22 protein-coding genes are annotated in these 25,184 nt (G+C 66.0%); 18 read left to right on the top strand and 4 right to left on the bottom strand.

Going from position 1 to position 25,184, the window contains the following annotated elements; translation table 11 throughout:
* The first annotated feature begins 140 nt into the window (after positions 1-140).
* Together BT183_RS18060 and BT183_RS18055 are read left to right on the top strand one after the other, a co-directional pair.
* Positions 141-1,898, top strand: coding sequence for a glycoside hydrolase family 13 protein (locus BT183_RS18060; protein WP_084603686.1), 1,758 nt, complete (start codon positions 141-143; stop codon positions 1,896-1,898).
* Positions 1,899-2,021: 123 nt separating this feature from the next.
* A complete protein-coding gene (locus BT183_RS18055; RefSeq protein WP_072346056.1) occupies positions 2,022-3,941 on the top strand; it encodes a diguanylate cyclase in 1,920 nt (639 codons plus the stop codon).
* Between the two features lie 31 nt (positions 3,942-3,972).
* Here BT183_RS18055 and BT183_RS18050 read toward each other — a convergent pair whose 3' ends face one another.
* Positions 3,973-4,908, bottom strand: coding sequence for a nucleoside hydrolase (locus BT183_RS18050; protein ID WP_072346054.1), 936 nt, complete (start codon positions 4,906-4,908; stop codon positions 3,973-3,975).
* Positions 4,905-5,603 carry a phosphoribosyltransferase gene (locus tag BT183_RS18045; RefSeq protein ID WP_072346053.1) on the bottom strand — a complete coding sequence of 233 codons (699 nt, stop codon included), beginning with the start codon at positions 5,601-5,603 and terminating at the stop codon, positions 4,905-4,907. The genes BT183_RS18050 and BT183_RS18045 overlap by 4 nt, the downstream gene beginning before the upstream one ends.
* Before the next feature lie 119 nt (positions 5,604-5,722).
* Between BT183_RS18045 and BT183_RS18040 the strand changes: the two genes are divergently transcribed.
* From BT183_RS18040 to BT183_RS17965, 16 genes are all read left to right on the top strand, one after another.
* The gene (locus BT183_RS18040) at positions 5,723-6,889 is read left to right on the top strand and encodes a M20 aminoacylase family protein (protein ID WP_072346051.1); all 1,167 of its coding nucleotides are present in this window, start codon (positions 5,723-5,725) and stop codon (positions 6,887-6,889) included.
* 94 nt (positions 6,890-6,983) lie between these two features.
* Entirely contained in the window at positions 6,984-7,622 is a 639-nt protein-coding gene (locus BT183_RS18035; protein WP_072346049.1) for a GntR family transcriptional regulator, read from the top strand.
* 68 nt (positions 7,623-7,690) lie between these two features.
* Complete coding sequence (locus BT183_RS18030) at positions 7,691-8,908, top strand: ABC transporter substrate-binding protein (RefSeq protein ID WP_072346047.1); 1,218 nt, start codon at positions 7,691-7,693, stop codon at positions 8,906-8,908.
* A gap of 287 nt (positions 8,909-9,195) precedes the next feature.
* Complete coding sequence (locus BT183_RS18025) at positions 9,196-10,089, top strand: carbohydrate ABC transporter permease (protein WP_072346045.1); 894 nt, start codon at positions 9,196-9,198, stop codon at positions 10,087-10,089.
* Positions 10,086-10,922, top strand: coding sequence for a carbohydrate ABC transporter permease (locus tag BT183_RS18020; RefSeq protein WP_072346043.1), 837 nt, complete (start codon positions 10,086-10,088; stop codon positions 10,920-10,922). The genes BT183_RS18025 and BT183_RS18020 overlap by 4 nt, the downstream gene beginning before the upstream one ends.
* Positions 10,919-11,803 (top strand): sugar phosphate isomerase/epimerase family protein, encoded by an 885-nt coding sequence (locus BT183_RS18015; protein ID WP_072346041.1) that lies wholly within the window; start codon positions 10,919-10,921, stop codon positions 11,801-11,803. The genes BT183_RS18020 and BT183_RS18015 overlap by 4 nt, the downstream gene beginning before the upstream one ends.
* Positions 11,800-12,795: a Gfo/Idh/MocA family protein gene (locus tag BT183_RS18010; RefSeq protein ID WP_072346039.1), complete on the top strand. Its 996-nt coding sequence runs from the start codon at positions 11,800-11,802 to the stop codon at positions 12,793-12,795. The genes BT183_RS18015 and BT183_RS18010 overlap by 4 nt, the downstream gene beginning before the upstream one ends.
* 85 nt (positions 12,796-12,880) lie before the next feature.
* Positions 12,881-13,645, top strand: coding sequence for an SDR family NAD(P)-dependent oxidoreductase (locus BT183_RS18005; protein ID WP_210185500.1), 765 nt, complete (start codon positions 12,881-12,883; stop codon positions 13,643-13,645).
* Positions 13,646-13,888: 243 nt separating this feature from the next.
* A complete protein-coding gene (locus BT183_RS18000; RefSeq protein WP_072346035.1) occupies positions 13,889-16,006 on the top strand; it encodes a hydantoinase/oxoprolinase family protein in 2,118 nt (705 codons plus the stop codon).
* The gene (locus BT183_RS17995; protein ID WP_072346033.1) at positions 16,003-17,652 is read left to right on the top strand and encodes a hydantoinase B/oxoprolinase family protein; all 1,650 of its coding nucleotides are present in this window, start codon (positions 16,003-16,005) and stop codon (positions 17,650-17,652) included. The genes BT183_RS18000 and BT183_RS17995 overlap by 4 nt, the downstream gene beginning before the upstream one ends.
* A gap of 214 nt (positions 17,653-17,866) precedes the next feature.
* Positions 17,867-18,928 (top strand): threonine aldolase family protein, encoded by a 1,062-nt coding sequence (locus BT183_RS17990; RefSeq protein WP_072346031.1) that lies wholly within the window; start codon positions 17,867-17,869, stop codon positions 18,926-18,928.
* Complete coding sequence (locus tag BT183_RS17985) at positions 18,925-20,898, top strand: CocE/NonD family hydrolase (RefSeq protein ID WP_072346029.1); 1,974 nt, start codon at positions 18,925-18,927, stop codon at positions 20,896-20,898. Before BT183_RS17990 ends, BT183_RS17985 begins: the two co-directional genes overlap by 4 nt.
* 55 nt (positions 20,899-20,953) lie before the next feature.
* Positions 20,954-21,505, top strand: coding sequence for a winged helix DNA-binding protein (locus BT183_RS17980; RefSeq protein WP_210185499.1), 552 nt, complete (start codon positions 20,954-20,956; stop codon positions 21,503-21,505).
* Positions 21,506-21,669: 164 nt separating this feature from the next.
* Positions 21,670-22,164, top strand: a complete 495-nt coding sequence (gene rirA / locus BT183_RS17975) for an iron-responsive transcriptional regulator RirA (RefSeq protein ID WP_072346027.1) — start codon at positions 21,670-21,672, stop codon at positions 22,162-22,164.
* 64 nt (positions 22,165-22,228) lie between these two features.
* Positions 22,229-24,046 carry an ABC-F family ATP-binding cassette domain-containing protein gene (locus BT183_RS17970; RefSeq protein ID WP_072346025.1) on the top strand — a complete coding sequence of 606 codons (1,818 nt, stop codon included), beginning with the start codon at positions 22,229-22,231 and terminating at the stop codon, positions 24,044-24,046.
* Between the two features lie 421 nt (positions 24,047-24,467).
* Positions 24,468-24,683 carry a hypothetical protein gene (locus tag BT183_RS17965; protein ID WP_143145881.1) on the top strand — a complete coding sequence of 72 codons (216 nt, stop codon included), beginning with the start codon at positions 24,468-24,470 and terminating at the stop codon, positions 24,681-24,683.
* A gap of 96 nt (positions 24,684-24,779) precedes the next feature.
* Here the strand turns inward: BT183_RS17965 and BT183_RS17960 are convergent, their stop codons facing one another.
* Both BT183_RS17960 and BT183_RS20860 read right to left on the bottom strand, forming a co-directional pair.
* Positions 24,780-24,980: a hypothetical protein gene (locus tag BT183_RS17960; protein WP_072346021.1), complete on the bottom strand. Its 201-nt coding sequence runs from the start codon at positions 24,978-24,980 to the stop codon at positions 24,780-24,782.
* Entirely contained in the window at positions 24,980-25,129 is a 150-nt protein-coding gene (locus tag BT183_RS20860; RefSeq protein WP_177282618.1) for a hypothetical protein, read from the bottom strand. The genes BT183_RS17960 and BT183_RS20860 overlap by 1 nt, the downstream gene beginning before the upstream one ends.
* Positions 25,130-25,184: the final 55 nt, after the last annotated feature.

The following is a 25,184-nucleotide window of genomic DNA, read 5'->3' as shown; positions in this document are numbered from 1 at the left end:
TCCCCAGCCCTGTTCTCATCGATTGGCAGCCTTGTGCGTCCCCGTGCCAACCTTTGGGCGCAGAGCGCATTTAGGGTGGAGAGATCAATGGCGTGGCCGGAGGCGGCGGCGCCATCCCGGCCGCCATCAAGGAGACTGCCATGACCGTATCAGCCGAAAGCACCGCGTCGGGCGCCGCAGCATCGGCAGGGACTGCGGCCAGCAACGTCACCCCGCTGCATCCCGAGCGCGCGCGCTCCGCGACCGATGCTGCCTTGCCCGACCCGTCCGAGCCGTGGTGGAAAAGCACCACGATCTACCAGATCTATCCGCGGTCTTTCGCCGACAGCAATGGCGACGGCATCGGGGATATTCCCGGCATCATCGGCAAGCTCGACTATCTTCAAACCCTCGGCATCGGCGCCATCTGGCTGTCACCGATCTTTGCCTCGCCGATGGACGACAATGGCTACGACATTTCCGACTATCAGGCGGTGGCGCCTGAATTCGGCACGATCGAGGATTTCGACCGCCTCGTTTCCGAGGCGAAGGCGCGCGGCATCGGCATCATCCTCGACCTCGTGGTCAATCACACATCCGACGAGCATCGCTGGTTCACCGAGGCGCGCAAGAGCCGCGACAACCCCTATCGCGACTATTACATCTGGCGCGATCCGGCCCCCGATGGCGGGCTGCCCAATGCCATCCCCTCGGTGTTCGGCGGGCCGGCCTGGCGGTTCGACGATGCTACCGGGCAGTATTACTTCCATCAGTTCTCGCGCCGCCAGCCCGACCTCAACTGGGCCAATCCCCGCCTGCGCGCCGAAATCTACGCCATGATGAACTGGTGGCTCGAGCGCGGCATCGCCGGGTTCCGCATGGATGTGATCGACCTGATCGGCAAGGAGGTCGACAAGGGCATCACCGCCGAGGGCCCGCATCTGCACGATTATCTCAAGGAAATGCATCGCGAGACCTTCGGGGGGCGCGATGTGCTGACGGTGGGCGAGGCGTGGAGCGCGACGCCGGGCTCGGCCCTGCTCTATTCGGGCCGCGACCGCGAGGAGCTCTCGATGGTCTTCCAGTTCGAGCATGTGACGCAGGGCTGGGACGAAGACCATGGCAAGTGGAAGCCGAAGCCCTTAGACCTCGTGGCGTTGAAGGGTGTGCTCGGCAAATGGCAGCTGGCCCTCGCCGAGGATGGGTGGAACTCGCTCTTTTGGGGCAATCACGACCTGCCCCGCGCCGTCTCGCGCTATGGCGATGCCGCCGACTACCATGTCGCCTCGGCCAAGATGCTCGCCACCGTACTGCATCTGCTCAAAGGCACGCCCTATGTCTATCAGGGCGAGGAAATCGGCATGACCAATGCCGGCTTCGAAAGCATCGAGGAGTATCGCGACATCGAGACCCTCAACATGCACCGGCTGCACCTCGAGGCGGGGCGGTCGCCCGAGGATTTCATTGCCGGAGCCAACCAGAATTCGCGCGACAATGCCCGCACCCCGATGCAGTGGAGCGAGGCGCCCAATGGCGGGTTCACCGAAGGGGTGCCGTGGATCGCGGTTAACGCCAATCACCGGCAGATCAATGCGCGTACCGCGGTGGCGGATGAGCAGTCGATCTTCCATCACTACAGAACGCTGATCGGGCTGCGCAAACGTCACGGGGTGATCGTCGATGGCGTCTTCCGCTCCTATCTCGACCAGCATCCGGACGTGTTCGTCTATACCCGAACGCTTGGCGATGAGCGGCTGGTGGTGGTAGCGAGCTTTGCCGACCATCAGGTTTCGCTGACTCTGCCCGACGAACTCCGCCTTTCGGGGGCCTGCCTCATCAGCAATTACCAGCCGGTGAGCAGCCTCGGCGAAACGGTCAGTCTCAGGCCATACGAGGCCTTTGCCATCCTGAAGGGCTAGCCCCGCACGGGGCGATCCCGCCCGCTGCAGCACGCGATCCTCGACAATCGCAGTTTTATGGTAAGCTTGTCTTAGCTTGCCCGTGTCAGGCTCGACGGGCAGAGACTGTCATATGGTAGGATATTGAACGCGCTCTGGTATGGTTTGCTTGCCAATCTGGCCGTCGTCGCGATCTTCGTGATGGCGTGGACGCACCTGCGCGATTACCTGAACTTCCTCAAGCCCCGGGCCGAAGCTCTCGCCTTCGGCACCCATATGGGCATCGCCGCGATCTTTGCGATGAGCGTGCCGGTGGAACTTGCCCCCGGCGTGATTTTCGATCTTCGGCCGACGATCGCCAGCCTCGCTTCGTTTTTCGGCGGACCGATGGCGGCGCTGGTGTTCGGGGTGATTGCGGCAAGCTATCGGCTCTGGCTCGGCGGGGCCGGCGCGATCAGCGGGGTGATCGGGCTGCTGGTCCCGCTCGGGGTCGGGCTGCTGGGCCATTTTCTCCTGCGCAACCGTGAGACCAAGGTCTGGCACATCGCCGTTCTGGCGGCGACCACGGTCACGACCACGCTCATCGGCATTACCGCTCTCGCAAGCCCGTTCCGGCAGGCTGCACTTACAGCCATCGCCCTGCCGCGCGGCCTGATCCTGATCGTCGCCACGATCATCTCCGGGCTGGCGCTGTTGCAGGACAAGCGCCGCCGCGCCGCTGAGCAGCAGAACCGGATGTATCGCACCATCATCGAAACGCTGCCCGACAGCCTCAACGTCAAAGACATCGACGGGCATTTTCTCGCCGCCAATCCCGCCTCCGCCAAAATGCTGGGCGTAGCGAGCCCTGATGTCCTGATCGGCCGGAGTTTTCGCGATTTCTATCCGCCCGAGACGGCCGATGACATCGCGGCCTCCGAACGCGCCGCTCTTCTGAGCGATCGGCCTGCGGTGATCGATCATGATGTCGTTACGGCCGATGGCGTCACGCGACGCCTCGCGACCCTCAAGGTGCCGCTGCGCGATGCCGCCGGCAGCCTCATTGGCATCATTACCCACAATCGCGACGTCTCGGACCGGCATGGGCTTGAACTCAAGCTCGAACAGAGCCGCCAGCAGCTCGAATTCGCGCTCACCCATATGAGCGACGGCGTGGCGATGTTCGATGCCGAGGGGCGCCTGAGCTACTGCAACGAACAATATCGCAAGGCCTTCCCGCTGACCGGCCATCTGCGCGTCCCCGGCACGCCCATCCGCACGATCCTGCGGGCCGTCATCGAAAAGGACGAGCAGACCATTCCCGGCGATCCTGCCAACTGGATCGAGGCCATCGCTGGGCAGCTCTTTGCCAATGCCGAGGAGGAGGTGCACATGACCGATGGTCGCTGGCTGCGCATTTCCACCCGCCCCACCGACAGCGGCACGGCAATGGTTGTAGTGACCGACATCACGCAGTTCAAGCTGACGGAAACCGACCTGATGCGCGTCAATGACCGGTTGCGGCGCGAAGCCTCGACGGACGCGCTGACCGGGCTGATGAACCGCCGCGCCATGGATGAGGCGCTCGCCGCCGAGATCGCGCTATCGATCCGCAACGACCAGCCCATCTCGGTCATCCTGCTCGATATCGACCTGTTCAAGCCCTTCAACGACCGCTATGGCCACCAGGCCGGCGATGAGTGCCTCAAAACCATCAGCCAGTGCTTTCGCGACGTCTTCCGGCGCTCCGGCGACATCGTTGCGCGCTATGGCGGCGAGGAATTCCTCGCCATCCTGCCCGACACCGACGAGGACGGCGCCTATCACCTGGCCAACGCCTTTCGGGCGCGGCTCAACGGGGTGGCGCTGCCCCATCAGGACAGTCCGCGCGGCATCGTCACCGCCAGCCTCGGCATCGCCACCTATGGCCGTGGCGACGAACTGAGACGCGCGTCCGACCTCGTCGCGCGGGCGGACGAAGCCCTCTACGGCGCAAAGCGCGCCGGCCGCGACCGCATCAACGGATGGCACCGCCGCATGGGCGAGCGCCGTCGCGGCGGTCACGTGGCCGATATCGACGCCTGATCAGCTCCCGTCGCTTTCGCGGCAGGCAGGTTCAGCCGGCGATGGAGCGGGCGTAAAGGGCGCGAAGCGCCGTCTCGTCCACGGTTTCAACCAACCGGGCACGCGGCGTGCCGAGCCGGAAGCTCGGATCGACCACGGTCATGCCCCGCGTCACGCCCTCGGCGAGCGCCACATCGACGGACGCTTCGAGAGACGTCGTCACGATCTCCGGCGAAATCACCACGGCCGCCGCGAGCGGATCGACGAAGCGCAGCACATCGGCCCCGCCATAGGAGAGGCTGGTGCGGCGCGCATGCTGGGCGAGGGCCAGCGAAAACTGCGTCACATCGGCCTGGGCGAGGCCCTCGAACGCCGCTTCGACCTCCTCGCCCGTGAGCAGGTGGGTGGTGCAGGGCTCCCACGGCACGATCACGCTCGGCACCGAGCGGAACACGGCGGCCGCAGCTTCGGGATCGGCATAGATGTTGAATTCGGCCGCCGGCGTGATGTTGCCGCGCCCGTTGAGCGTGCCGCCCATGATGGTGAGCGTGCCCAGCCCCTCCACCGCTTCGGGGGCCAGACGCAGCATCAGCGCGATATTGGTCAGCGGCCCGATGGCGAGAATATCGATGCGCTCGCCGATGGCAGCGGCTTCGAGAAGGGCATCGACGAGAAAGCCTACCCCGTCGAGCCCTGACGGTTCCGCGGCGCTGTCGGGCCGGATGGCGCCGCCCAGCCCATCCTCGCCATGGATGTCGCGCGCATCGACGATCGGCGCGACCAGCGGCCGATCCGCCCCGGCATGGACGGGAATGTCGCTGCCGGCAACCGCGAGCACATCGAGGATGTTGGCCGTGGCCGCATCGAGCCCGACATTGCCGAACACGGTTGTGATGGCGAAGGGTGCGCGATCATTGGCCAGGAGCATCAGGAGGGCCTGCGCGTCGTCCACGCCGCCATCGGTGTCCAGAATGAGCCGGTTGGTCATGGAGTGTCCTTTTCGAGCAACGGGTGCCAGAGCACGTCGGCGCCCTTTTCGAGAAGCGGGGAGGCAATGGCGGAGCGGATGACAGGGAGCTGGGCGGCCAGCGGGGCTCGCCAGCGCTGCGATTGCAGCATCGCACAGCCGATGGCGACGGGCGCGATGCCAGCCTTGGCCAGCAGCCGCAGCACGGCGCCGATCGAACTCGCCGTGCTGATCACATCGTCGATAAGCGCCACCCGACGACCCTCGAGCAGCGGCAGCATGCGCGGGTCGAGATAGAGCGTGCGGGTATGATCGGGGCTGGTGATCGAGGCCATCGGCTCGCTGAGCGATGCGTCGTACCAGAATTTGCGCGAGGTGCCGAGCGCCACGAAGCGCGGATGCCCGAGCCGTCGCGCCACATTGGCAGCGAGCGGCAGGCCCAGCGTGGGGACGCCGACCACGATATCGGGCGCAAATTCGGCAACCTGCGCGGTCAAGGCTTCGGCCAGCGCGTCTTCCACCGCAAAGCTCGCCTGGTTGAGGATGAGCGAAGCGACGGCGCGGCTGCCATCGCCGGGCAGCACGCGAATGGGCAACTCGAGCACGCGCCCGTCGGGCAGGCGGGCGGGATAGGCGTCGATCAGTCCGCTGGCTTCTGCGGGCGTGCCATCGGCCGGCAGGATCTCCTGCCAGAATGCATGCGGAAGTCGCGGCACGCCTTTTGCCTCAAATGGGAGAAATCTTGCCCGCAACCGGGTTTTGGCCAATGTTTCGCTTATCGATTGCCCGCAAATCCGGCAAGAGACCTGCTGCCCGCTGATCGAGGATCAAGACCATGCTGCCCGGCGAGAACGACCCTTTCGAACTCACCCGCATGATGGCCCTGCGCCGTGACCTCCACGCCCATCCTGAACTGGGCTTCGAGGAGCATCGGACGGCGGGCATCGTCGCGCGCGAGCTCGAGGAGGCGGGCATCGCGGTAACCACGGGCATCGGCCAGACCGGCGTTGTGGGAACGCTGAGGGTGGGCACCGGACCCCGCGCCATCGCGCTCAGGGCCGATATGGATGCCCTCGCCATGCCCGAACTGGCCGACCGGCCGTGGAAATCGCGCGTGTCGGGGGCCATGCATGCCTGCGGGCATGACGGGCACACGGTAATGCTGCTCGCCGCCGCCCGCCATCTGGCGCGCACGCGAAACTTCTCGGGCACCGTGCATTTCGTCTTCCAGCCGGCCGAGGAGGGCAGGGGCGGCGCCAAAGCCATGCTCGATGATGGCTTCTTTAACCGCTTTCCGGTCGATGCGGCCTATGGGCTGCACAATATGCCGGGGCTCGACCCCGACGAGATGGCGGTGGTCGCCGGCCCGCAACTGGCCTCCTCCGACAGCTGGACGGTGACCTTCACCGGCATCGGCACGCATGGCGCCAAGCCGCATCTGGGCCGCGATGCGGTGACGGCGGCGGGGCACTTCCTCACCATGATCGCAACCATCGTCGCGCGCCGCGTCGACCCTCTGGAGCCTGCCGTGGTTTCGGCCTGCGCGCTTTCGGGCGGCGATTTCAACGCGCTCAACGTCATTCCCGATACCGTCCGGATCGGCGGTACGGCCCGCGCCTATTCTGCCACCGTGCGCGATCAGCTCGAAGCCGAGATCGGCGTTCTGGCGCAGGGCGTGGCGCAAAGCTTCGGCATCACCGTCGACTACCGGTTCCAGCGGCGCATCCCGCCGGTTGTCAACCATGCCGATGCCACCGCCCGTGCGTTGAGGGCCGCCGAGGTCGCAACGTCCGGCCGCGTGCGCACAATGTTTCCGCCTTCAACGGCGGGCGACGACTTCGCCTATTTCGGTGCAGAGGTGCCCGGCTGCTATGTCTGGCTGGGCAACGGACCGGCCGTGGATGGCGCGCTGCACCATAATTCCCGCTATGATTTCAACGATGAAGCGATCCTGACCGGCGCCCGCTACTGGGCGGCGCTGGTCGAAGGCGAACTCCGCTAACACCTCTAACCCAATCGCCTTGCACGCCTATCGGAGCCCTTGACTTCGCTCGCACTCCGTTATCAATATCAATAATGATAATTGAGGGGTGAGCATGCGGCCTCGCGATGCCATCTATGCCAGCGTCAAGCGCCGCATCGTGCTCAACGAGTTGCGCCCCGGCATGGTGCTGACCGAGCTGGCGCTGGCCTCCGAGCTCGGTTGCAGCCAAGGACCCGTGCGGGAGGCCCTGATGCGCCTCCAGGAGGATGGGCTCGTGCTCCGTTCGGGCCACAAGGGCACCTCGGTGACCCCGCTCGATCCGGAGGAAGCCGAGGAGATCCTCGCGGTGCGTCGACGCATCGAAGTGCGGGGGGCGCTCAGGGCTGCTCGCGCCGTCGACCAGGCCGCGTTCCGCAGGCTGGCCGAGTTGCGCACCCAGATGGATTCCGCCGCCGAAGCGGGCGATGAATACGCGCTGATCGCGCTCGATACCGAATTTCACCTCGAAATCTTCCGCCTTTCGGGTCTGCGCGCGCTCGAGCAGATCCTCACGCGCTGCATCCTGCATTCACATCGCCAGAAGCTGTGGGAGCCGCGCCATCGCCGGCCGCTGCTCGAAACTGCTGCCCGGCACGATCGGCTGCTCGAAAAGCTCGTCGAACATGATGGGCCGGGCCTCGCGCAGGCGCTGGGCGCCCATATCGACACCATCGTGGAAGTGGAGATCGACGCGGCTCGCGCCGCATCGTGATTTCGCGCCAGAGGGCGAAGCCCCGGCGCAGCAAACGTCCCGCAACCGGGACATGGGAGGAGACGGGAATGGAACGCAGGACTTTCATCCAGCTGGCGGGTGCCACGGCGCTCGCGACCACTCTGGCGCGGCCGGCGCTCGCGCAGCAGGCCACCGTGCGCTGGTGGTATCATTTCGACAATCCGGAAAACAATCCGGCCGAACTGATCGCCGCCTTCGAAGCGGCCAACCCCGATATCAAGATCGAGGCCGAAAGCATTCCCTGGGGCGGCGGCGCCGACTATTACACCCGGCTTTTCGCCGCGATCGTTGCCGGCGCGGCGCCCGACGCCGCCATGGTCAAGCTCAACAATCAGGCCCAGCTGATCGAGATGGGCGCGCTCGAGCCCATCGATGCGATGGTCTCGGCCTGGGACGGGCGGAGCGATATTTCCGACGATATCTGGAGCGTCAACAAATCCGCAGACGGCCAGCAATATTACCTGCCGCTGCAATATGTTGTGCTCTACCTCTATTATCGGCCCGATCTCTTCGCTGCTGCCGGCCTCACCCCGCCCACCAACCATGACGAATTCCTTGCCGCCGCCAAGGCGCTGACGCAGGGGGATGTCTATGGCTTCGGCATGCGTGGCGGCCCGGGCGGGCACGATAATTGGGGCGCGTTCGTGCTCGGCGGGGGCGCCAGCTTCGAGAAGGGCGGCATGGTGAGCGACGCCGCGCTCGCCGCCAATCGCTGGTACGTTGGCCTCGGCACCGAGCACAAGGTGATCCCACCCTCGGCGCCCACCGACGGCTTCCGCCAGATCGTCGACAATTTCAAATCCGGCCGCGCCGCCATGGCCATCCACCATGTGGGCTCGTCCAACGAGATGGTTGCGGCGCTTGGCGACAATGTCTCGGCCGTGCCGGTGCCGCGCGGGCCCGATGGCAAGGGCTGGACGCTGTTCGGCGATGAATCCAACGCGGTTTTCTCCTCATCGGCCAACAAGGAAGCGGCCTTCCGCTGGATTTCCTTCCTCTCGACCGGGGCCAACAACGTTACCTTCAACCGCCTCACGGGGCAGTTGCCGGTCGTGACCTCTGGCGCCGCCGACTGGGACCTGCACGAAGCCCGGTTCGTCGAAGCCTCCGCCGCCTCGCTGCCCATGGCCTCGGTGCCGCCCGACAGCCCGCTGACCGCCGATTTCGTCCGCACCGTCTGGCCCACCAACATGCAGCAGGCGCTTTTGGGCCAGATCACGCCCGACCAGATGATGGAGGCCATCGAACGGCACTTCCACGGCTAAGGCGGCAGGGGATCTACGGCTAGGGAAGGGACCTCGCCTTTCGAGGCCCGGCGTTGCCGGGCACCTAAGGGTGAGGTCCTCCTTGCCGCATCTCTCGAAGCCTCATCCTGAGGTGCGTCGCCTCGGCGATGGCTTGAAGGGCGAGGTTTCGAAGGACCTCGCGGGCACCCCGGCAGACCCCACCCGTCGCATCTTTTCACCGGGCCGGTCCCGCCAAGGCGGGAACCGCCCTTCACATGTCCGGCCGCGGAGCCCCGCCGCCCGGCGATCAACAGGACCTACCAGCAGTGAAACCTGCCAGCGCCCGCGCGCGCCTGACGATCACGCCCTATCTGTTCCTGCTGCCGGCCCTGCTGGTAACGGCGGCGGTCATCCTTCTGCCGGTGGCGCAGACCGCCTGGATGAGCCTCTTCGACTATGTGCTGTTCCGGCCGCGCAACATTCCCTTTCTCGGCATCGGCAATTTCATCCGCGCCTTCAACGACCCGGTCTTCTGGGTCTCGCTCTGGAACTCGGTGGTCTGGATCGGGGCGGTCGTCTTCTTCCAGTTCATTCTCGGGCTGGGCACGGCGCTGCTGCTCAACCAGAGCTTCTGGTGGCGCAGCGCCGCCCGCGCCCTCATCGTGGTGCCCTGGGCGCTGCCCAGCGTCATCATCGGGCTGATGTGGACCTGGATGTATGATTTCAACCTCGGCATCTTCAACGATGTGCTGCTGAGGCTGGGCGTGATCGGCGAGCCCATCGCCTGGCTGGCGCGCACCGACACCACCCTGCCGGCGGTGATCCTGGCGCTGGTCTGGCAGGGCTTTCCCTTCTTTGCCGTCGTCATCCTTGCCGGCCTCCAGACCGTGCCGTCCGAGCTGCTCGAAGCGGCCGAGATCGATGGCGCCCGGCCCTTCCAGCGCCTGCGCCACGTGACGATGCCGGCAATCATGGAGGTGGTGGCGACCGCGCTGCTGCTCCGCACCATCTGGGTGGCCAACTCGCTCGACGTGATCCTGGTGATGACCGGCGGCGGGCCCGGCTATGTCACCCACACCCTGCCGCTCTACGCCTTCCTCAAGGCCTCCTCGGCCATGGAATACGGCTATGCCGCGGCTCTCGCACTCATCCTCACGGCGCTCCTGCTCGTCGTCGTCTTCGCCTATGTCCGCCGCGCGGCGAAGGATCTTGAAATATGATCGACCGTCGCTCCCGCACCCGCCGCCTGCTCGAAGTCGAACTGCCGATCCTGCTGATCGTCGTCTTCGCGCTCGCGCCTTATGTCTGGATGGTGCTGACCTCCATCAAGCCGGCGGCCGACATAACGGCGCGGCCGCTGCAATATCTGCCCTCTACCGTCACCTTCGAGCATTACGAGACCCTGCTGGCCCGCACGAGCTTTGCCGGCAACCTCCTCAACTCGCTGATCGTGGCGCTGGGCGCAGTGGCTGTTGGGCTCGCCGTATCGGTGCCGGCGGCCTATGCCTTCTCGCGCTTCCGCTTCAGGGGCAGGCGGGTGCTGATGACGAGCTTTCTCGTCATCAACATGTTCCCCATCGTGCTGCTGATCATCCCGCTCTTCGTGCTGATGCGCATGCTGGGGCTGCTCGATACCTTCATCGGGGTCATCGCGGGGCACTCGACCTTCGCCATCCCCTTCGCCATCTGGATGCTGACGAGCTACATGAACGCCATTCCGCGCGAGCTCGACGAGGCCGCGATGATCGATGGCGCCACCCGCCTCCAGACCATCGGCATCGTCATCATGCCGCTGGTGATGCCCGGCATCGTCACCACCGGCATCTACATCTTCGTCACCTCCTGGAACGAGTATCTCTTCGCCATGATGCTGTCGGGGCAGACGGTGCGCACCGTCACGGTGGCCCTGCAGCTCTTCATCGGCGAGTTCTCCATCCAGTGGGGCCTGCTCACCGCGGGGGGCACGCTCATTGCCATCCCCGTCACTATCCTCTTCCTCATTGTTCAAAGACGGCTCGTGGGCGGACTCACGGCCGGAGCGGTAAAAGCATGACCAATCCCATCGGCATCATCTCCATGTTCTATGCCCGGCCCTTCGGGCCCGAGCATCTCGCCATCCTGCCGCGCATGAAGGCGGCCGGCTGCGACTTCGTCGAACTGCTCGTGCCCGAGCCGGGCGAACTCGACCTCGGGGAGACCCGCAGGGCGCTCGAAGCCAACGGGCTGGGCGTGGTGCTGGCGGCGCGCGTCAACCTCACGCGCGATCTGGCGAGCCCCGATGACGCTGCCCACAAGGCCGGCATCGCCTATCTCGAAACCTGCGTGGAAACGGCCGCGGCGCTCGGCGCAACCATCGTCGGCGGCCCGCTCTATGGCGCCCCGCTGGTCTTTGCCGGGCGCCCGCCGACCCCGGTTTCAGAGCCAGACCGGCAACGCAAGATCGATCAGGTGGTCAAAGGCCTCAAGACGGCTGCCCGCCGCGCCGAAGGCGAGGGCGTGGTCTTTGGCATCGAGCCGCTCAACCGCTTCGAGACCGACATCGCCAACACCACCGCCCATGGGCTGGCGCTGGCCGAAGCCGTCGATTCCCCCGCCGTTGGGGTGATGCTCGATACCTTCCACATGAACATGGAGGACCCTTCGATCCCCGAGGCGATCCACCGCGCCGGCCGGCGTATCATTCATTTCCAGGCCAATGAGAACAATCGCGGCTTCGTTGGTTCGGGCCATATCGACTGGCCGGCGGTGGCACGGGCCTTAATTGCAGTGGGCTATGCCGGTCCCATCACGCTCGAACCCTTCCGGCGCGATGGCGACGGGCCCGGCACGCCCCTGGCGCAATGGCGGGCGCCGCATCGCAACGAGGATGAGGAGCTGGCCGCAAGCGTCGCGGTGCTCAAGGGCGCACTGCGCTTTGCGGAGGCGGGACGATGAGCACGCTCAATATCGGCTGGGTCGGCTGCGGCACCCACGCCAATGAAATGCTGTTGCCCCAGATCGGTCGCTTCGATGCCCGCATCGCCGGGCTCTGCGATGTCGACGAGGCGCGCCTCAACGCCACGGCCCGCCGCTTCGGGGTGGCCGAAAAGGACACGACGCGGGACTGGCAGGCGTTGCTGGCGCGCGATGACCTGCACGGCATCGCGGTTGCGGCGGGCCCCGCCATCCACCGCGATATCGCCCGGGCGGCGATCGCGCGCGGATTGCCGGTGTTCATCGAAAAGCCGCCGGCCCCGACCGCCCGCGAGGCGCAGGCGCTGGCCGATGACGCCGAGCGCGCCGGCGTGCCGGTGATGGTGGGCTTCATGAAGCGCTATTCCACCGCCAATCGCATCGCCGCCAATGTCATTCACGCCGAGGGCTTCGGCACGCCGGCCTCGTTCCTGGGGCAATACATGACGGCGCCGACCTATTTTTCCAAGGATGTCGACTACACCGGCTTCTATCTCCACCATTGCGTGCATTACTTCGATCTCGTGCCTTTCCTGATGGGCGATGTGGCCGAAATCTCGTCGCGCCGGCATGAGATCGAGCCGGGCAAGCTTCTCCTGCATGTCGATTTCCGTTTCGTCTCGGGAGGTATCGGCACGCTGGTGGTGGGTACGCACCAGTCGCGCGGCACCCCGATGGAATGGTGGCAGGTGATGGCCGATCACCAGCGCGTCGAGGTGCGCAACGTCCATGAAGTGCGCCACTACCGCAACCCGCCCTTCAAGTTCGGCAAGCCCGAGGCGAGCCTCGTCGATGGCGTCGATACGCTCGTCTGGGAGCCCAACTGGACTGCCGCCGCCAATGAGGATCACAAGGGCTATTATGCCATCATCGCCGATTTCCTTGCGCTGCTGCGGGGGGACAAGGTGAGGGTGCCCACAATCGCGGATGGCGCGCGGGCCATGGCGCTCATGGAAAAGGCGCTCGGCCTCTGAGCGCTCCCCCGGCTCATCCCAATGGGTCTGTTGACCTTTCGGGCTCAGCGGCGGCAGTCTCTGCGCCCCTGACCGAGGAGGATCGATGATGGATATGGGATTGGGCGGGCTGCGCGTGCTGGTCACTGGCGGCAGCTCGGGTATCGGGGCGGCGCTGGTGCGCGCCTTTGCCGGAAGCGGTGCGCATGTGGCGGTGCACTACAACAGCCGCCGCGACGATGCCGAAGCGCTGGTGCGCGAAGCCGAGGGCAGGGGCGTCATCGCGCTGGCGGTGGGCGCCAATCTTGGGTCTCCGGGCCATGCGGACGATCTCGTCAAGGCCGCGGCCGATGGCCTTGGTGGTCTCGATATTCTGATCAACAATGCCGGGGCGCTGGTCGGGCGCCGCCCGCTCGCAGAATTCGAGCCGGAAAGCTTCGATCAGGTGATGGACGTCAATTTCCGCTCCGTGCTCGAATGCGCCCATGCGGCCCACCCGTTTCTCAAGGCCTCGGGCAAGGGCGCCATCGTCAACACCGGCTCGATCGCGGCGCGCCATGGCGGCGGGCGGGGCTCGGGGCTTTATGCGGCAGCCAAGGCCGGCGTCCACAGCCTGACCCGCACAATGGCCAAGGAATTTGCGGTGGATGGCATTCGCGCCAATGCCGTGGCGCCCGGCGTCATCACCACGCCGCTGCATGACACGACGCCGAAGGCGGCGATGGAGACCATGCTGGCCCAGATCGTCATGGGCCGCTTCGGCACGCCCGAGGATTGCGTCGGGGCCTATCTGTTCCTCGCCTCGCCGACGCTTGCCGGCTACATCACCGGCCAGATCATCGACGTCAATGGCGGGCAATACATGCCCTGATTGCCGGCAAAATCCTGAGACGACCATGGGGGCGGCCTGCCATGCGGGCCGCCCTTTCCCATCATCGGCGCACCATTCGCAGAGGCCGCCGCCCGCTTTGCGTCGCCGAGGCGAGAAACTGTGCCGCAGAATGCCGAGCACTTTGCCGCACACTTTGCCGGCACAGCAAAGCATTGACGCAAAAGCGCTTTTTGCGATGATTTGACCCTGAGGCGCCTATCTCCGGCGCATTATGAGGGGCACATGTATCGCATCGGCATCGACATCGGCGGCACCTTCACCGATTGCGTTCTCGTCTCGGAGGCGACCGGCGAGACGCGGCTGCACAAGCTGCTGACCACGCCCGCAGACCCCTCCGATGCGGTGCTCGACGGGGTGGCGGCGCTGCTCGACGCCGGCGGCATCGGCATCAAGGATGTCTCGACCCTCGTGCATGGCACGACGCTTGTCACCAACGCGCTGATCGAGCGGCGCGGCAGCCCCACCGGTATGCTGGTGACTTCGGGCCTGCGCGACAGCCTCGAGATCGCCCGCGAGCGCCGCTACGACCTCTTCGACCTGCGCCTCGTCTTCCCCAGCCCCGTTATCCGCCCCGAGGCGCGGCGGGAGATCGCGGGGCGCCTGCGTCCCGATGGCAGCGAGATGATCGGTCTCGATGAAGCCGCGATCATCCCCGCCGTCGCCGATCTCATTGAAAAGGAGCGTATCGAGGCCCTCGCCATCTGTTTTCTCAATTCCTACGCCAATCCGGCCCACGAGCAGCGGGCGGTGCAGGTCGTTACGGCCGCCTTCCCCGCTCTGAAGGTCTCGGCCTCGGCCGATGTCTTTCCTTACGTGCGCGAATATGAGCGCTGGACCACGGCGACGATGAACGCCTATGTGCAGCCGCTGGTTGATCGCTACATCGCCCGCATCGCCGGGCGGCTGGGCGAAATCGGCTTTGCCGGCGGGTTTCACATCATGACCTCCTCGGGCGGCATGGTCACCGAGGCCACGGCCCGCCGCTACCCGATCCGCCTGCTCGAATCCGGCCCCGCCGCCGGCGCATTGATGAGCGCCCATGTGGGTCGGTCGCAAAGGAACGCGTCCGGCACCACCGGCATCGCCAATCTTCTGTCCTTCGACATGGGCGGCACCACGGCCAAGGGTGCGCTGGTGCGCAAGGGTCGGCCGCTCAAGAAATACGAGCTCGAAGTGGCCCGCATGCATGAGTTCAAGCCCGGCAGCGGCCTGCCGGCCAAGGCGCCGGTGATCGACATGATCGAGATCGGCGCGGGCGGCGGGTCCATCGCCGGCATAGACGGGCGCGGTGTCGTTGCGGTCGGGCCACGCAGCGCGGGTGCCAGCCCGGGGCCGGCCTGCTATGGCCGTGGCGGCACGGCGCCGACCCTCACCGATGCCAATCTCGTGCTCGGCTATCTCGATGCCGATGGTTTTCTCGGCGGGCGGATGAGGCTCGATCGCAAAGCCGCCGAAGCCGCCATCGACCGGGCGATCGCTGCCCCGCTGGGGCTCGATCTGATGCGCGCCGCCTGGGGCATTCACGAGGCGATCAACGAAAGCGTCGCCAGTGCCTTCCGCGTTCACGCCTCGGAACGCGCCTTCGATTATCGCACCGCCGCCATGGTCGCCTTTGGCGGCTGCGGGCCGATCCATGCCGCGCGCATCGCCCGCAAGCTCAATGTGCCGCGCATCATCCTGCCGCCCGGCGCGGGCGTGATGTCGGCGCTCGGGCTCCTGCGCTCGCCCTTTTCCTTCGAGATGGCCCGCTCGCACCGCGTCCGGCTCGATGCCCTCGATCGTGCGGCCTATGAGGCGCTTTTTGCGCCCATGCTGGCCGAGGTCGCCGCCATTCTCGGCGAGGTCGGCATTGCGCCCGAGGCCATGCAGATCAGCCGCAAGCTCGATATGCGCTTTGCCGGGCAGGGCTACGAGATCGAGGTGGAAGCGGGCGCGACGCCCGAGGGCCTCGCATCGGCCTTCACCGCCGCCTATCGCGCGGTGTTCACCAATATCCTCCTCGATGAGCCCATCGAGATCGTCAACTGGAAGATCGAGGCCTCGGGCCCGCCCCCGCTCGCCCATCACGATTTCCGCTTCGCCTCGCGCTATGCGCCTGATGCCAAAGGCCCGCGCGGTCGGCGCACCGGCTGGTTCCCCGAGACCGGCGCGACGGAGATGGCGGTTTATGATCGCTACCGCCTCGCGCCCGACACGGCGATTACCGGTCCCGCCGTGGTGGAGGAGGACGAATCCACCACCGTCATCGGAGTGGGCGACCGCGCCACGATCGACGAACATCTCAACCTCGTCGTCATCCCCGCCAACGCCCCATCCGCCAGCCCGGAGGCTTTTCGATGAGCATCGACCCCGTCAGCCTCGGCATCATCTGGGATCGGCTGATCGCCATCACCGACGAGACGCTGTCGACGCTGGTGCGCACCTCCTTTTCCACCAATGTGCGCGAAAGCTACGATCTTTCCTGCATGCTGTTCGATGCCGAGGGCCGTTCGATTGCGCAGGGCACCTATTCGGTGCCCTCCTTCACCGGCACCGCGCCCGAAACCGTGCGCATGATGCTCGCCGCCCATCCGCCCGAAACGCTGCGCGATGGCGACGTGCTCGCCACCAACGATCCCTGGATCGGCACCGGGCATCTTTACGACATCAATGTCCTCAGGCCCGTGTTCCGCAATGGCCGCATCATCGCCTATTCGCTCTCGATCACGCATCTGCCCGATATCGGCGGGCTGGGCTTTTCGGCCACGGCGCGGCAGGTCTATGAGGAGGGGCTGCGCCTGCCCGTGCTGAAGCTGGTGCATGAGGGCGAGCCCGACACGCTGGTCTTCGACATCATCCGCACCAATGTGCGGGTGCCCGAACAGACCATCGGGGACATCCACGCCAACATCGCCTGCAACGAAGTGGCGGCCCGCCTGCTGCTCGAATTCATGGACGAATACGGGCTCGAAAGCCTGCAGCCGGTGGCCGATGCCATCATCGCGCAGACCGAAAAGGGCCTGCGGAGCGCGCTCTCGGCTATGCCCGACGGCACCTGGCAGCACGCCATCGATATCGAGGGGGCGGACGGGCCGCTGCGGCTTGCCGTCACCATGACCATCGATGGTGACACCCTCCACGCCGATTTCACCGGCACGAGCCCCGCCATTCCCATGGGCATCAACGTGCCGATCAACTACGCCAAGGCCTTCGTGGTCTATGCGGTCAAATGCGTCACCACCCCGGCCACGCCCAATAATATCGGCGCGGTGCTGCCTATTTCCGTCAGCGCGCCCGAAAATTGCCTGCTCAACGCCAAGGCTCCCTTCCCCACCGGGGGGCGGCACGTGATCGGGCATTTTGTTGCGCCCTTGATGATGGGGGCGCTGGCCCAGGTGGTGCCCGATCTGGTTCAGGCCGATTCCGGCATGCTCAGCCTCGTCAACATCCAGGGGCTCCGACCGGACGGACGGGGCGTCTCCTCGATCTATTTTTCCTGCGGCGGCTATGGTGCCCTGAAGGGGCTCGATGGCGCGCCCACCACCCCCAGCCCCTCCAACATGACCGGCACGCCGGTCGAGGTGTGGGAGGAAATCTCGGGGATGACGGTTCTGCGGAAGGCGCTGCGACCCGATTCTGGCGGGCCTGGCCAGTATCGCGGCGGGTTGGGGCAGGATATCGTCCTGCGCAACGATACGGGGTCGGAATTGACCATCTCGTGCCTTTCGGGACGCACCGAATTTCCGGCGCTGGGCTATTCCGGCGGCCGGCCGGGCGCCCTGCGCGCCGTGCTCATCGATGGCCGGGCCGTGCATCCCAAAGGCCGCTATTTCCTCGCGCCCGGCGGCACGCTCACTCTCGTTGAGCCCGGCGGCGGCGGCTTCGGCGATCCGGCCCTCCGTTCGCCGCAAGCGCTGGCCACCGATCTTGCCGCCGGCCATGTCTCCCGGGAGGGCGCCGCCCGCGACTACCCCGAAGCCTTCGCCGAGCTCGGGGGCAGGGGATGAGAGTTTCGACCCTCCCGGCCCCGGACCTCGCGCTTCGAGGCCTTGCTATTGCAAGGCACCTCAGCATGAGGTCCACACGAGTACGGCGTCTAGGTCATACAACGATGCTCAGTACCCGCGTCCCCTCTCCCTGGGGGGAGAGGGGCAGGGTGAGGGGGCCCTGCCCCAGCCCCGAAAGGCTGGAAACGGCAAGCAACCCCATCGGTCCCCGTCCATGATCCATGATCTGCGCAGCGATTTCCTCTCGCCCGCCACCCCCTCCATGGTCGCGGCCATGGAGGACGCGGCGCGCCATCCCGAGGGCTTCGGGCTGCGGGACGATCCGCATCAGCGGGCGCTCGAGGCCCATGCCGCAGAGATGCTGGGCAAGGACGATGCGCTTTTCGTGCCCACCTGCACCATGGCGAACCTTCTCGCCGCCCTCGCCCAGGCCGAGCGCGGCACCACGGTCCTGGCCGATCCCGAAAGCCATTGCGTCCTCTCCGAAGCTGGCGGGCTCGGGGCCATCGGCGGGCTGATGGTGCGCGCGGTGCCGGCGCATCGCGGCGTGCTCGACGAGACGGCCCTCTCCGCCGTCCTCGCCGAAGGCTCCGATACCCAGCGCCCGCCCGTCGGGCTCGTGGTGCTCGAAACCACCCACAACCGCGCGGGCGGGCGGCCGCTCCCCATCGAGCACCTCGTTGCCGTCGGTACGCTTGCCGCCCGCCATGGCGTGCCGTTGCATCTCGATGGCGCGCGGCTCTTCAACGCGGCTGTGGCACAAGGCGTGCCGGCTGCAACCGTCGCTGGCCCGGCTACGAGTGTCACGATCAGTCTCAACAAGGGGCTCTCAGCCCCGTCGGGCGCCATCCTCGCCGGTCCGGGCGCTGTCATCGAAAAGGCGCTGGTCTGGCGCCAGCGGCTGGGCGGCGGCATGCGGCCGGCAGGCGCGCTGGCAGCCGCGGGCCTTGTCGCCCTCGATACCATGGTCACGCGGCTCGCCCATGATCACACCGCAGCTCGCGCCCTTGCCGAGGCGCTTTTGGTGCGCGGCCTGCCGGTCGATCCCCTTGCCGTCGAGACTAATATCCTTCTCATCGATGCCGGCCTGACGGCTCCGGTCCTCGCGCAATGGCTCGCTGCCATGGCCGAGGGCGGAGTGCTCGCCATCCCCTTCGGGGCCGGCCGCATCCGGCTCGTCACCCATCGCGGCATTGCGCCCGATGCCCTCCCCGCCATTGCCGGCATTATCGCCGACGCCTTCCATCGCACCTCATCCGGAGCCATCGCCAAATGAGCAAATGGGGCCCGCTGCCCGCCGACACCTCGCGCGTCGGTCGCGTCACAATCTCGCGCAATGTCATGATCCCGATGCGCGACGGGGTGCGGCTCGCCACCGACATCTACCGCCCGGCGCTCGACAATGGCGATCCGGCGCCCGGCCCCTTTCCGGTCATCCTCACCCGCACCTCCTACGACAAGTCCAACCCCGTGATGCAGGTCGAGCCGGTGGGGCAGTTCTTTGCCGCCCATGGCTATGCGGTGGCGATCCAGGATCTGCGCGGGCGCGGCCAGTCCGAGGATGTCGGCAATTACCACCACGTCGCCAACCCGGCCGAGGGCGATGACGGCTATGACACGGTGGAGTGGCTCGCAGCCCAGCCCTGGTCGACGGGCATGGTCGGTATGGTCGGCACCTCGCACAGCGCCGTCTGCACCAATGCCGCCGCCCTCAAGAGCCCGCCCTCGCTGAAGGCCGCGTGGGTCGATTCCGCGCCCACCTCAGGCATGGACTGGCAATGCCGGCGCGGTGGCGCCATGGCCATGCAGATGTTCCCGGCGCTCTTCGTGCATGCCCATGATGCCCCCGAGATCCGCGATGATCCGGCCGCGCAGGCCCGCATCGAATGGGGCGGACGGCACATGCGCAACCAGCTTTTGTCGATGCCCTTCAAGCCGGGGCAGACGGCGCTTGCCGCCGTGCCCAATCTCGAAGCCATCCTCTTTCACTACTATTATGAGGGTGCGCAAAATGATTTCTGGGCCATGGAGACGCTCGAAAACAAGACGCGGTGGGACCAGTTCGCCGACATCCCCTGCGTCTTTTCCACCGGGTGGTACGACCTTTTCACCGAGGAGGCGACGCAGCAATTCGCCGAGCTCGCAAGGCGCAAATCCTCGCCCATGCGGCTCGTCGTGGGCCCCTGGAACCACACCGCGATGCGCAATGGCTCGACCTTCGTCGGAGAGGTCGATTTCGGCAAGGCCGCCGCCTGGGGCTATCCGGTCTATAATCGCGAGCGCCTGCGCTGGTTCGACCGCTGGCTCAGGGATATCGACACCGGCGTCGAGGCTGATCCGCCGGTGCGGATCTTCGTGATGGGCGGAGGCGACGGCACGGTGTCGGCGCCCGGTGGCAAGGTCTCCGGGCTTTTCGGAGCCGGGCTCGAAACCAGGGGCTATCTCAACCATGGCGGGGTGTGGCGGGAGGAGGCCGAATGGCCGCTTTCGCGCGCAACGCCGACGCCCTTCTACCTTCGGCCCGGCGCCAGGCTTTCGACCGACACATCGGCCGAAACCGGCAGCGTCACCTGGGAACACGATCCGGATCACCCGGTGCCGACGCTTGGCGCCTCGGTGGCGCCGTTCCTCGAATTCCAGCCGCTGCCGCGCGGCATTTCGGCCGATTATCTCTCGACGCGCGGGCGCATGACCACCTTCGTGCATGACGGGCCGATGCATCAGCGCGAGCGGCCTGACCTCTTTGCCTGCCGCGAGCCCTATCCGATGCTGTCCGAGCGCCCGGACGTCGTGGTGTTCGAGACCGAACCGCTGGCAGAGGCCATCGAGGTCTCCGGGCAGGTGCGGGTGAAGCTCTGGATCTCGTCGGATGCGCTGGATACCGATTTCACCGCGCGGCTCATCGATGTCTATCCGCCCTCCGAGGCGGTGCCCGAGGGCTATCACATGAACATCCTCGATTCGATCCTGCGCGCCCGCTTCCGCAACGGCTTTGAACGCGAAGAGCTGATGGAGCCCGGCACGATCTATCCCATCACCATCGTGCTGCCACCCACATCCAACCTCTTTGCCAAAGGCCATCGCATCCGGCTCGATATCGCTTCGTCAAACTTCCCACAGTTCGACGTCAATCCCAACACCGGCGAACCGCTGGGCCGCGAGACGCACCGCAAAAAGGCGCTCAACACCGTGCATTTCGGCCCCGCCACGCCTTCGCACATCCTCCTGCCGGTGATGCCGCGCTGAGGCCCTGGGGCGCCGCGGGAAAACAATTGCCAGTGTTCCCGGAAGCGCTCTAGGCTTGGCCGAACCATCGGGATCAGGCATCGGCATGGGCGGCAAAGAGGCGGACCTCTCGGAGACGGAGGGCTCGACAAACGATGAGGCGCGGCGCCTCTCCGATCTCGAATTCGCGATGATCGTGGGCATCAACGGCTTCTGGCGCTGGGTGGTCCATTGCGCCGAGGCGGCCGGCGCGCGCGGGCTGGGCGCGCTCGACGTGCTGGTGCTGCACGCGGTCAATCTGCGCGCCCGCGACAAGAAGCTCGCCGATATCTGCCTCGTGCTCAATGTCGAGGACAGCCACACCGTCGCCTATGCCCTCAAAAAGCTCGAGGACCAGGGCTATGTCGCCCACCGCCAGGCCGGTCGCGAGCGCGTCTATGCGGCAACAAGCGATGGCGATGAGCTGTGCGATCGCTACCATTCGGTGCGGCGCGAGGCGCTGCTGTCGAGCCTCGACGCCGATGCGGTGGATTTCGCCCGGCTCGACGAGGCCACCAAGGTGCTCAATCGCATGAGCCGCTATTATTCCCATGCCAGCCGCGCCGCGATGATCAAGCCGCGCGCGTGAGCGCCCTGAAACGGCCGTATCACGGGCCATCATGCCGCAGTCCCGACGCGCCGATTTGATGAGCACGCGGCTCAACTTCGGTTGACAAAGATTAGAACCATTATAATCTCTGGACCGATCGCGGGGCTGTCCGGTCTCGCGGCAACGCTTGAAAGCAGGTTCCCATGCGGCTTACGCGCCAGTCCAGCTACGCCATCCGCACTCTCGTCTATTGCGCCGTCAACGAGCCGCAACTGAGCCGGGTGGCAGACATTGCACGGGCGCATGCCATCTCCGAGCTTTTCCTCTTCAAGCTGATCAAGCCCTTGGTCGAAAACGGCCTGCTCAAGACCGTGCGCGGCCGCCATGGCGGTATCCGCCTCGGCCGGCCGGCCACCGAAATTACGCTGCTCGACGTCATCCAACTGACCGAGGAGAGCTTTGCCATGGCGGAGTGCTTCGAGGGTGGCGATGTGTCCTGCCCGCTGGTCGACAATTGCGACCTCAATGGCGCCCTGCGCGAGGCACTCGGCGCCTTCTTCGAGGTGCTGGACGGCTATACCATTGCCGACATGGCCGAAAAGCGCCGGTCGCTGCGTGAGCGGCTGGGGCTCAAGATGGAGCAGATCGAGGACGCAATGGTCGCCGCCGTGACCCCCGCGGCGTCCCCGATCAACTGATCCCCGACACGCGCCGCGATGGCGCGCGTTGTAATCGCGGCGGCCATGTGCTCTATCGCGCGCCATGGCTCTTGCACCCATTCTCGCCCTCAAGGATATCCGCCTCGTCATGGGCTCCCAGCCCCTGCTCGAAGGCGCCGAACTCTCTGTTCTGCCCGGCGACAAGATCGCGCTGGTGGGCCGTAACGGTTCGGGCAAATCGACGCTCATGCGCATCGCGGCCGGGGCGCTCGATCCCGATGGCGGCACGCGCTTTATTCAGCCAGGCACGACCATCCGCTACCTGCCGCAGGAGCCCGATCTCTCGGGCTTTGCAACGACGCTCGCTTATGTCGAGCATGGGCTGACCGAGGGCAATGATGCGTTCCGGGCGCAATATCTGCTCGAATCCCTGGGTCTGACCGGCAGGGAAGATCCGTCCAAGCTTTCGGGCGGCGAAGCCCGCCGCGCCGCGCTTGCCCGCGTGCTGGCGCCCGAACCCGATATCCTCTTGCTCGACGAGCCCACAAACCATCTCGATCTGCCGGCCATCGAATGGCTCGAGGCCGAAATCCGCAGCCTGCGCTCCGGCCTCGTCATCGTCAGCCACGACCGGCGGTTCCTGTCCGATCTCACCCGCGCCACCGTCTGGATCGACCGGGGCATGGCCCGCCGGCTCGACAAGGGCTTTGCCGCCTTCGAGGACTGGCGCGACCAAGTGGTGGAGGAGGAAGAGACCGCCCGCCACAAGCTCGATCGGCAGATCGTGCGCGAGGAGCACTGGCTGACCTATGGCGTCACCGCGCGCCGGAAACGCAATGTGGGGCGCCTCGAACGCCTTGCTGGCCTCCGTCAGGCGCGGCGCGACCAGAAGCGTGCCACCGGCACGGTCAAGTTCAACGTCTCCGAAGCCGACAGTTCCGGTGCGCTGGTCGCCGATGCCGAAGCGATCTCCAAGAGCTTTGGCGATCGTGCGATCGTGCGCGACCTGAGCCTCAGGGTCATCCGTGGCGACCGACTCGGCATCGTCGGGGCCAATGGCGCCGGCAAGACGACGCTGCTCAAGCTGCTGTTCGGCGAAATCGCACCCGACGAAGGCCGCGTCAAGCTCGGCTCCAATCTCGCCATCGCCAGCCTCGATCAGCGCCGCGCCGGGCTTTCGCCCGAGACCAGCCTGCGCGAGGCGCTGACCGCCGGCGGCTCGGATACGCTCATCATCAATGGCCAGCCCAAGCATGTGGTCGGCTACATGAAGGACTTTCTGTTCGCTCCTGAGCAGGCCGGCACCGCTGTCGGCAAGCTTTCGGGCGGGGAGCGCGGCCGGCTGGCGCTGGCGCGCGCGCTCGCGCTGCCCTCCAACATTCTCGTGCTCGACGAGCCGACCAACGATCTCGATCTCGAAACCCTCGACCTGCTGCAGGAGATGCTGGCCGATTATCCCGGCACCGTCATCCTCGTCAGCCATGATCGCGATTTCCTCGATCGAGTCGCGACGTCGGTGCTCGTCGCCGAAGGGCAGGGGGTGTGGACCGAATATGCCGGGGGCTATTCGGACATGGTGGCCCAGCGCGGCGCCGGTATCTCTGCGCCCGCGCCGCAGAAGCGGCAGAAATCCCTGCCGCAGACCGCCTCCCAGCCGCCCTCCAACCCCGCTCCCGCGCAGCGCGCCAAGCTGTCCTTCAAGCAGAAGCATGCGCTCGAGACCCTGCCCAGGGAGATCGAGACGCTCGACGCCCGCATTGCCGAGCTGGCGAAAAAGCTTGCCGATGGCAGTCTTTATGCCCGCGATCCCAAGGGTTTCGAAAAGCTCAGCGGCGAACTGGCCACGGCGCAACGCGCAAAGGAAGCGGCAGAGGAGCAGTGGCTGGAGCTCGAAATGCTCAGGGAGAGCCTTGAAACCTGAGACTCGAGGAACAATTTTCTCTTATCGACGTTCGCTGGGGTAATGACGGTCTGGTCATCCCGCCGCGAACCCACTAGCACTCAAGTAGCGTTTGCGCTGTCGCCGAAAAGCCCTATAAGGGACCTCTGGGCGACACTGCACCGCCCTACCAAAGCTGCGCCGGACAGCGATTGTGTTGCTCGGCGGATCCACGGGACGTGACGCAGCCGGAAAGGAGAATGCCGATGACTGACATTGATCGCATTGACCTCCATGCCGGGTTCATTTGCGTAAAACGCGTATCCCGCACCTGGTGCCTCCGATCCAAACGAATGTGACCGCTCGTCACGTCTTCGTCTCATAATTTCGGTACACCCCGGCCTCGTTGGCAGCGACCAATTCCGTTCTGGAATCGCGTCTGCTCCGGCCGATGGAGAGATCCATGCAGCATTCCTATCCTGCCCCGCAGACGGGCAAGCCCACAGCCATTGAAGTCGACGGAGAACCGCTCGGCGTCGTTCTGCCTTCGGACAAGGGCTTTCGTTTCCTCGCCGTGCGCTTCAATGCGTTCGCCATAGACGGCCAGACCTTCGCCAGCATCGAGGATGCCCGCAGCGCAGCAAGCCGCGCCATCGGCGGCGCCGAGATCGCGCCCTAAGAGGGCGCGGCCAGGGCGGCCATCGCACCCTCGCGAAAACAACAAAGCGCGCCGTCCTGACCGGGACAGCGCGCTTTGTTGTTTTGGTCACTGAATTCAGATGTCGTTCGAGGCGTTGAGCTCGTCGGGTGTCTTGCCGTCGTCGACGCGTTCGCCCGGCATCACCCCATCGCCCCCGAGCGCGGCATCGATGGTCACGGCCAGTCCCATGAGGTCGAGCGATTCGACGGTGACGGCGCCCTTATTGGCCAACTCGCTCTGGAGCACGGCCAGAATGGCCTGTTTGCGGTCATCCATCAGTTCGGCCCCTGCACCCGCACACCACCTTCATCGACGCTGATCGAGAGCGTGGTGCGCTGCTGTTCCTGGTAGACATAGTAAATGCCGAACGCCACCACGACGACGGCGAGCACGGCGAGCACCGCGTAAAGAGAACTGCGGCTCATGGAAAATCCCCCGGATTGACGCTATGGAGACCGCACAACGCCAGAGCGCGCCCAA

Source organism: Devosia enhydra, assembly GCF_900119845.1.
GTDB lineage: Bacteria > Pseudomonadota > Alphaproteobacteria > Rhizobiales > Devosiaceae > FPKU01.
The sequence above is the reverse complement of the archived record's forward strand: the minus strand, read 5'-3'. Positions and strand labels throughout refer to the sequence as shown.

Coding starts and splice junctions, on each gene's coding strand:
- BT183_RS18020 (WP_072346043.1), top strand. CDS start 10,086: ATGATCGACCGTCGCTCCCGCACCCGCCGCCTGCTCGAAGTCGAACTG.
- BT183_RS17995 (WP_072346033.1), top strand. CDS start 16,003: ATGAGCATCGACCCCGTCAGCCTCGGCATCATCTGGGATCGGCTGATC.
- BT183_RS17960 (WP_072346021.1), bottom strand. CDS start 24,980: ATGGATGACCGCAAACAGGCCATTCTGGCCGTGCTCCAGAGCGAGTTG.
- BT183_RS20860 (WP_177282618.1), bottom strand. CDS start 25,129: ATGAGCCGCAGTTCTCTTTACGCGGTGCTCGCCGTGCTCGCCGTCGTC.
- BT183_RS18060 (WP_084603686.1), top strand. CDS start 141: ATGACCGTATCAGCCGAAAGCACCGCGTCGGGCGCCGCAGCATCGGCA.
- BT183_RS17990 (WP_072346031.1), top strand. CDS start 17,867: ATGATCCATGATCTGCGCAGCGATTTCCTCTCGCCCGCCACCCCCTCC.
- BT183_RS18005 (WP_210185500.1), top strand. CDS start 12,881: ATGATGGATATGGGATTGGGCGGGCTGCGCGTGCTGGTCACTGGCGGC.
- BT183_RS18050 (WP_072346054.1), bottom strand. CDS start 4,908: ATGACCAACCGGCTCATTCTGGACACCGATGGCGGCGTGGACGACGCG.
- BT183_RS18000 (WP_072346035.1), top strand. CDS start 13,889: ATGTATCGCATCGGCATCGACATCGGCGGCACCTTCACCGATTGCGTT.
- rirA (WP_072346027.1), top strand. CDS start 21,670: ATGCGGCTTACGCGCCAGTCCAGCTACGCCATCCGCACTCTCGTCTAT.
- BT183_RS18015 (WP_072346041.1), top strand. CDS start 10,919: ATGACCAATCCCATCGGCATCATCTCCATGTTCTATGCCCGGCCCTTC.
- BT183_RS18040 (WP_072346051.1), top strand. CDS start 5,723: ATGCTGCCCGGCGAGAACGACCCTTTCGAACTCACCCGCATGATGGCC.
- BT183_RS18035 (WP_072346049.1), top strand. CDS start 6,984: ATGCGGCCTCGCGATGCCATCTATGCCAGCGTCAAGCGCCGCATCGTG.
- BT183_RS17970 (WP_072346025.1), top strand. CDS start 22,229: ATGGCTCTTGCACCCATTCTCGCCCTCAAGGATATCCGCCTCGTCATG.
- BT183_RS18010 (WP_072346039.1), top strand. CDS start 11,800: ATGAGCACGCTCAATATCGGCTGGGTCGGCTGCGGCACCCACGCCAAT.
- BT183_RS18030 (WP_072346047.1), top strand. CDS start 7,691: ATGGAACGCAGGACTTTCATCCAGCTGGCGGGTGCCACGGCGCTCGCG.
- BT183_RS17965 (WP_143145881.1), top strand. CDS start 24,468: ATGCAGCATTCCTATCCTGCCCCGCAGACGGGCAAGCCCACAGCCATT.
- BT183_RS17985 (WP_072346029.1), top strand. CDS start 18,925: ATGAGCAAATGGGGCCCGCTGCCCGCCGACACCTCGCGCGTCGGTCGC.